At 71.8% G+C, this 6657-nt stretch carries 7 protein-coding genes; 3 read left to right on the forward strand and 4 right to left on the reverse strand.

Annotation, left to right across the window (positions count from 1 at the left end; translation table 11 throughout):
- Positions 1-74: 74 nt before the first annotated feature.
- On the reverse strand, positions 75-1496 hold the full coding sequence (locus ABZX65_RS35620) for a family 2B encapsulin nanocompartment shell protein (RefSeq protein WP_355349985.1): 1422 nt from the start codon (positions 1494-1496) through the stop codon (positions 75-77).
- Between the two features lie 267 nt (positions 1497-1763).
- Between ABZX65_RS35620 and ABZX65_RS35625 the strand changes: the two genes are divergently transcribed.
- Positions 1764-1949: a hypothetical protein gene (locus ABZX65_RS35625; RefSeq protein WP_188285091.1), complete on the forward strand. Its 186-nt coding sequence runs from the start codon at positions 1764-1766 to the stop codon at positions 1947-1949.
- A 78-nt stretch (positions 1950-2027) separates the two neighbouring features.
- On the opposite strand, the gene ABZX65_RS35630 is transcribed toward ABZX65_RS35625, so the two are convergent.
- On the reverse strand, positions 2028-2708 hold the full coding sequence (locus ABZX65_RS35630; protein ID WP_355349989.1) for a VTT domain-containing protein: 681 nt from the start codon (positions 2706-2708) through the stop codon (positions 2028-2030).
- Positions 2709-3109: 401 nt separating this feature from the next.
- Between ABZX65_RS35630 and ABZX65_RS35635 the strand changes: the two genes are divergently transcribed.
- Both ABZX65_RS35635 and ABZX65_RS35640 read left to right on the forward strand, forming a co-directional pair.
- Entirely contained in the window at positions 3110-3883 is a 774-nt protein-coding gene (locus ABZX65_RS35635) for an ABC transporter permease (RefSeq protein ID WP_355350004.1), read from the forward strand.
- A 314-nt stretch (positions 3884-4197) separates the two neighbouring features.
- Positions 4198-4779 (forward strand): TMEM165/GDT1 family protein, encoded by a 582-nt coding sequence (locus ABZX65_RS35640; RefSeq protein ID WP_355349992.1) that lies wholly within the window; start codon positions 4198-4200, stop codon positions 4777-4779.
- Between the two features lie 141 nt (positions 4780-4920).
- On the opposite strand, the gene ABZX65_RS35645 is transcribed toward ABZX65_RS35640, so the two are convergent.
- Together ABZX65_RS35645 and ABZX65_RS35650 are read right to left on the reverse strand one after the other, a co-directional pair.
- Positions 4921-5571, reverse strand: a complete 651-nt coding sequence (locus tag ABZX65_RS35645; RefSeq protein ID WP_355349995.1) for an HAD-IA family hydrolase — start codon at positions 5569-5571, stop codon at positions 4921-4923.
- Positions 5572-5680: 109 nt separating this feature from the next.
- Entirely contained in the window at positions 5681-6259 is a 579-nt protein-coding gene (locus ABZX65_RS35650; protein WP_355349998.1) for a hypothetical protein, read from the reverse strand.
- Positions 6260-6657 lie beyond the last annotated feature (398 nt).

A 6657-nucleotide genomic window follows, 5' to 3' on the forward strand; every position in this document is an offset into this window, starting at 1 on the left:
ACCGGCGGACACAACGAAGCGGCTCCCCTGCCAGGCCGGGCAGGGGAGCCGCTTTCAGGAGAACCGCCGTGCGGTCAGCGCCAGTTGGACACGTTCACGTTCTCCAGGATGCCGAGCGCGTCGGGCACCAGGACGGCCGCGGAGAAGTACGTGCTGACGAGGTAGCTGATGATCGCCTTGTCGTCGATACCCATGAAACGGACGTTGAGCCCCGGCTCGTACTCGTCGGGCAGCCCGGTCTGGTTGAGACCGATGACGCCCTGATTGTCCTCGCCGCTGCGGACCGCGATGATCGCGCTGGTACGAGCGGTGCTGACCGGGATCTTGTTGCAGCTCAGGATGGGCACACCGCGCCAGCCGGGAACGGTGTGGCCGTGCACCTCCACCGGGTCGGGGTAGAGGCCCGCCCTGGTGCACTCGCGGCCGAAGGCGGCGATGGCCCGCGGGTGGGCGAGGAAGAACTTGGTGCCGCGGCGCCTGCTGAGCAGCTCGTCGAGGTCGTCGGGGAGCGGCGGGCCCGCGTGCGGCTGGATGCGCTGGTCGTAGTCCGCGTTGTGCAGCAGCCCGAACTCGGGGTTGTTGATCAGCTCGTGTTCCTGGCGCTCGCGCAACGCCTCGACGGTGAGCTTGAGTTGCTGCTCGGTCTGGTTCATCGGCTCGTTGTAGAGGTCCGCGACGCGGCTGTGGACGCGCAGCACGGTCTGGGCGACGCTCAGCTCGTACTCGCGCGGCTTGACCTCGTAGTCGACGTAGGTGCCGGGCAGCGCTTCCTCGCCCTTGTGGCCCGACGCCAGCTCGATCGCGGCCTCACCGCGCTTGTTGACCCGCTGCCGCGGGATCGCGCGGTGCGCCTCCAGGTGTGTGCGCAGCGCCTCTGACTGTCCGAGCAGCGGTTCGAGCTCCTGCCGGGGCAGGGCCAGCACCGTGGTGACGGTGGCCGCGCGGGCCGTGTACTCCCACTCGCCGTCGGCGCCGAGCAGCGCCTGGTCGCCGAAGTGGTCGCCGTCGGCGAGGACTCCGAGCCGGGTCGGCTCGCCGTAGGACCCCTCGCCGAGCTTCTCGACCTTGCCGTGCGCCAGCAGATAGACGGTGTCCGCGGGCGTCCCGGCTTCGGCGATGACCTCGCCCGGCGCGAATTCACGCTGGACGAAACGGTCCGCCAGCGCGGTCAGCGCGCCGACGTCGTTGAACGAGCGCAGCGCGGCCAGCTCGCCCAGCTCCTGCGGGATCACCCGGACCTCGGACCCCGTCTTCACGAAGGTCACGCGCCCGTCGCCGACCGAGTAGCTCAGCCGGCGGTTCACCCGGTACGTGCCCGCGTTGACCTGCACCCAGGGCAGTACGCGCAGCAGCCACCGGGAGGAAATGCCCTGCATCTGCGGGGCGGACTTGGTGGTCGTCGCCAGATTCCTGGCGGCCGACGTGTCCAGACTCGTACGCGCCTGGTCGTCGTGCGGATTGCCGAGTGCGGTGTCCTGGCCCGCATCAACCGACATGTGCTGTCCTTCCCGTAAGCGGGTGATACGGCCTCATTCTTTCCGTGACGCAGAGTGCTGCCTATTGCCGAAACGAGTGAGAATACTTTCCGAAAATCCGGATCGCGGCTTTTGGTGGGGCGCACGGGGCGCGCGACCCCGCGCGCGCTCGAACCCGTGTGCGTCAGGGGGGAGTTCGGGGGCAACCGGTGGGTGGGGACGCCACCCGGCGCCGCCGCACCGCACGAGCACCGCCGGCCCCGAGGGCCGGCTTACAGGAGGTCCGGGATGTTCGCCGCAATCGGGGCAGTCATCTTCGCCATCGCGTACATCATCAACGCCACGAGCACGAGCACGGACGCGGGCTTCACGCCGATCAGTCTGCTGCTCGCGGGACTGGTCTTCGTCGCACTGCACCTGGCGGGCGTCGGATCGGGCTGGGCGGTCCCCAGCAGACGGCGTCGTCGCCGCTGACCGGGTGCGGGACCGCACCCGAGGTGAGGCGGCGGCCACGCGGCGGTCAGGAACCGCCGCTCGCGGAGGCCGCGGCGGCTACAGCGCCTCGACGACCGAGCCGCGGTCCGGGGGCGTCACCTGCGGCGGGATGGTGAGCGGCACGGCGGCCAGCGCCGCGGCCAGCGCGCTGCGGCGCTCCCGGCGGAAGACGTACGCGGCGAAGGCGCCGGCGCCCAGCAGCGCGACGAACGACATCAGGGTGCCGAGCCAGCTCGCGCCCAGCCACTTGCCGCCGATCCAGCCGAGTCCGACGCTGTACGTCGCCCAGGCGACCCCGGCCAGCGCCGACCAGGGCAGGAACTCGCGCGGGCTGCGGCGGGCGGCGCCCGCGCCCAGGCTGACCACACTGCGGCCGGCCGGTGCGAAGCGGGCGAGGATCACCAGGGCGCCGCCGCCCTGGTGCAGTACCTGTCCGAGCCGTTCGTGCGCGCCCGCCAGGCGCCGCGAGGACGCCACTCTCCGGTCGAACCAGTCCCCGCCGCGGAAGGCCAGCCGGTACGCCAGCAGGTCGCCGAGGCAGGACGCGACGGCGGCGCACACCAGCAGCGCGAAGACGTCGAGCATGTCGTCGCGTGAGCTGGCGGTCCCGGCGGTGGCGGCACTGATCACCAGCACACCGCTCGGCAGCACCGGCACGAAGACGTCGAGGATCACGGAACTCGCCACGAGCACGTAGATCCAGGGCCAGTCGAAAAGGGAGCCCAGGCCTTGCAGCACCGCGCCTCCTCGTCCTTGGCCGAATTCGTACCCGTGGAGCGCCCGTCTGATGCCGGGCACCTCGTACTTGCCGTGCTGTCCGGCTCTCCGTCGGCGTTCCGCCTCGTCGAACCGGGTCCTGAAGGGGTGCTGTCCGGTGGTCGAAGATCTTCATCCACCGTCAGCCGTACAGCGTACGCCAAGGGGCACCGCCGGAACCGGCGAGGGCACGTGACGTAGTAGACATCACTACGAGAATACTTTCCGCCGGGACCGTTCATCGCTGATCAGAGAACTGATCGGAAATCCGTACGATCCGCGCGGGAATCGGCGGGGGCGCCGGGCGGGCGCCCGCCTACAGTGACGCTGTGGCTTCCGCACCCGCTCCTCCAGTGTCCACCCACGAGACGCTGTCCACGTCGCTGGCCTCGAATTCCTCCCTGCTGCCGGTCGACAAGACCCTCGGCTTCGTTCTCGCCGCGCTGCTCGTGGCGGCCGCCGGGGTCGCCGCGTACGCCAGGCTCGCCGACGAGCACGACAACTACGCGCGCGGCATCGCCCTGGCGGGCCTCAGGGCGGCCGTACAGCTCGCGGTGGTCGCCGCCCTCATCGGCTGGGTCGTCAAGCACCAGGCGGCGCTGCTGGGCTTCGTGGCGCTGATGTTCGCGGTCGCGTCGCGGACCGCGGGGCGCCGGATCACCCGCAACCGCACCTGGTGGTGGGCCGCGGTGCCCGTCGCGGCGGGCGCGCTGCCGGTGGTCGTCGTGCTCGTGCTGACCGGCCTGGTGCCGATCGACGGGATCGCGCTCATCCCCGTGGCCGGAATCCTCATCGGCGGCGCGCTCACCGCCACCGTGCTCGGCGGGCGGCGCGCCCTGGAGGAGCTGAAGCTGCGCGCGGGCGAGGTGGAGGCCGCGATGGCGCTGGGCTTCTCCGACCGCGACGCGCGCCTGGAGATCGCCAGACCGGCCGCCTCCGGGGCGCTGGTCCCCGGACTCGACCAGACCAGGACGGTGGGCCTGGTGACCCTGCCCGGCGCCTTCGTGGGCATGCTGCTGGGCGGCGCGAGCCCCGTGTCGGCCGGGGCCGTGCAGTTCTTCGTCCTCATCGCGCTGATGGCCGTCCAGGCGGTCGCGGTCTCCGTCGTCCTGGAACTGGTCGCGCGGGGCCGCATCACCCGCGTTCCGGCCCTGTGACCGGGCCTTCGGACCGGGGGGCCTGGCCCCGCGACCGCGCGGTGCGGTACCCCGTTCGGGCGTCGCGTAGACTCGTCGGAGCAGAAGGGGAGTAGCTCTTCGCCGGACCGTCGACATACTGCTCAGTTCAGCCGCAGTTCGCTGTTCTGAGCCGGCGCCCGGAGGCGGATGTGCCGCGCGATGCGCGTACAGCCCGCCAGCGAGACCTTCGGCCGCAGTGTTCCGACGCTGCCGTGCCGAAGCGATCTCAGATACGGCTTGACGTTCCCCTGGATCTCTCGGTGCGGCGCCCGACCGATTGAGGACCAGACCCCGTGCTCAGCCTAACCGTCATCGCCGTCGTCTTCGGCGTGATCTTCCTTGCCGAACTCCCCGACAAGACCGCGCTCGCCGGGCTCATGCTCGGCACCCGCTACCGCGCCTCGTACGTCTTCGTGGGCGTCGCCGCCGCCTTCGTCGTCCACGTCGCCCTCGCCATCGCCGCGGGCAGCCTGCTCACCCTGCTGCCGCACCGCTGGGTCCAGGGCGTGGTCGGACTGCTCTTCCTCGGCGGCGCGGCCATGCTGCTCTTCTCCAAGGGCGACGACGAGGAGGAGGTGCGCGAGCCCGCCAACCAGAGCTTCTGGAAGGTCTCGGGCACCGGCTTCATGCTCATCCTGGTCGCCGAATTCGGTGACCTCACGCAGATCATGACCGCCAACCTCGCCGCCCGCTACGACGACCCGGTCTCGGTCGGCATCGGCGCCGTCCTCGGCCTGTGGGCGGTCGCGGCCCTGGGCATCTTCGGCGGGCGGCTGCTCATGAAGCGGGTGCCGCTGGCGCTGATCACGAAGATCGCGGCAGCTGTGATGGTGGTGCTCGCCGGATTCAGCCTGTACGAGGCCGCCGCGGGCTGACGTTCCGCGGGTCCGTACGGCACGGCGGGCCGGACCCTGAAGAGGGTCCGGCCCGTTCGTTTTCACGCGGCCCCGTACGGCCCTACGGCTCGTGCGTGCGTCTCGGCTGTGCGTCCTGTCCGTACGTCGCGTCCGTAGGTCTCAGTCGACGACGATACGGAGGCCGCCGTCCGCGACGGCCTCGACCCGCACCCGCTCCAGCGAGTCGACGTGCGCGGTGGGCGCGTGGACCGCGGCGCGCGGGCCGACGCCGATCACGCGCATTCCGGCGGCCCGCGCCGCCGCGATGCCGACCTCGGCGTCCTCGAACACCACGCAGTCCTCGGGCGCGAAGCCCAGCTCCGCCGCGCCCTTCAGAAAGCCCTCGGGGTCCGGCTTGCTCGCGCTCACCCGCTCCGCGGTCACCATGACGGGCGGCAGCGGCAGGCCCGCGGCGGCCATCCTGGTCGTGGCCAGTTCCTCGCTCGCCGAGGTCACCAGCGCGTGCGGGCGGCCGTCGAGCGAGGCCAGGAAGGCGGTGGCACCGGGCACCTGCACGACACCGTCGGTGTCGGCGGTCTCCTCGGCGAGCATCAGCGCGTTCTCCGCGTAGTTCTCTGCCATCGGGCGGTCGGGGAGCAGGACGGCCATCGTCGCGTGGCCCTGGCGGCCGTGCACGACCTTCAGCACCGCGTCGGCGTCCAGGCCGTGGCGGCCGGCCCAGGCGCGCCAGCAGCGCTCCACGACGGCGTCCGAATTCACCAGCGTTCCGTCCATGTCCAGCAGCAGGGCTTTCGCGGAGAGGACGGGCATGTTCTGGGGCTCCTCGGCACATCGGTGATCAACGGCAACGTGGTTCCGCCCGCCGGTCAGGGAAGCGGGCGGAACCACTTTGTTCCCTCACGGTACAAAAGTGGGGCGCTCAGCGCCAGTCCCCCTGGTCCACGTACTGCAACAGGCCCCATGTGAAGTGCGCGACCACCCTCGCGCCGCCGCCGGGCGGTGTCAGCGCCACGCGGGTACGGCTCGGCGCGTCCGGCGGCAGCGGTTCCGCGGGCGGGAAGGCCCTGGCCGCGTCGTCCACCGTGCACGACCACGGCGTCAGGTCGGCCACCTCCCGCAGCCTTGGCGCGGGCGCTTCCGGGGCCCGTACCAGCCACTCGTTCCACACCGCCGAGCCGCCGCCCGGTGCGCACAGCACCTCGAATCTCAGGTCCGGCCACAGGGGCGTCGGCCAGCGCAGGGCCCGGCACGTCAGGTCGCCGATCCGCCGCTCCTCCTCCGTCTCCGGGGGGCCCAGCGCCGTCCTGTACCTCCGCTCACCGGTCGGGAACGTGCGCGAGTGGACTCTCGCCTGCCACCTCTTGTGCGCCTCGCGCGCCTGGGCGTGCGTCGCTCCCAGCGACCGGAGCGCCTCGTCCACCAATTCCGGTTGGTGGTCCGCCATTCTTCGCAGCAGCACCAGCTGGAACTCCGCGACCCCGAACGCCTGCGTGACCATCCCTCGACCCTAGAACCTCCACCCTCCCGGCGGGGCGCCGCCCGCGGGAGCCTGCGCGGCCAGCCACCACCGGCCGGTGGTCCGGGGATTACCGGGTTGCCCCGCTGGGGCGGGTGGTGAGGTGCGGGAGCGTCGTGGCTGGTGGCGCAGTTCCCCGCGCCCCTAAAAACCAGGTCCTCCCGCAGCCGGGGCGAAAGAGGTGCGCCCCGTCAGGGGCGCGGGGAACGGCGCGGGTAACCCACCACCGGCCGGTGGCCCGGGGACTACCGGATTGCCCCGCTGGGGCGGGTGGTGACGTGCGGGAGCGTGGTGGCTGGTGGCGCCGTTCCCCGCGCCCCCAAAAGATCGGCTTGCCGTCCGGACGAAAGGCGGTGCGCCCCGTCAGGGGCGCGGGGAAC

It is taken from the genome of Streptomyces sp. NPDC003300 (assembly GCF_040610915.1).
GTDB lineage: Bacteria > Actinomycetota > Actinomycetes > Streptomycetales > Streptomycetaceae > Actinacidiphila.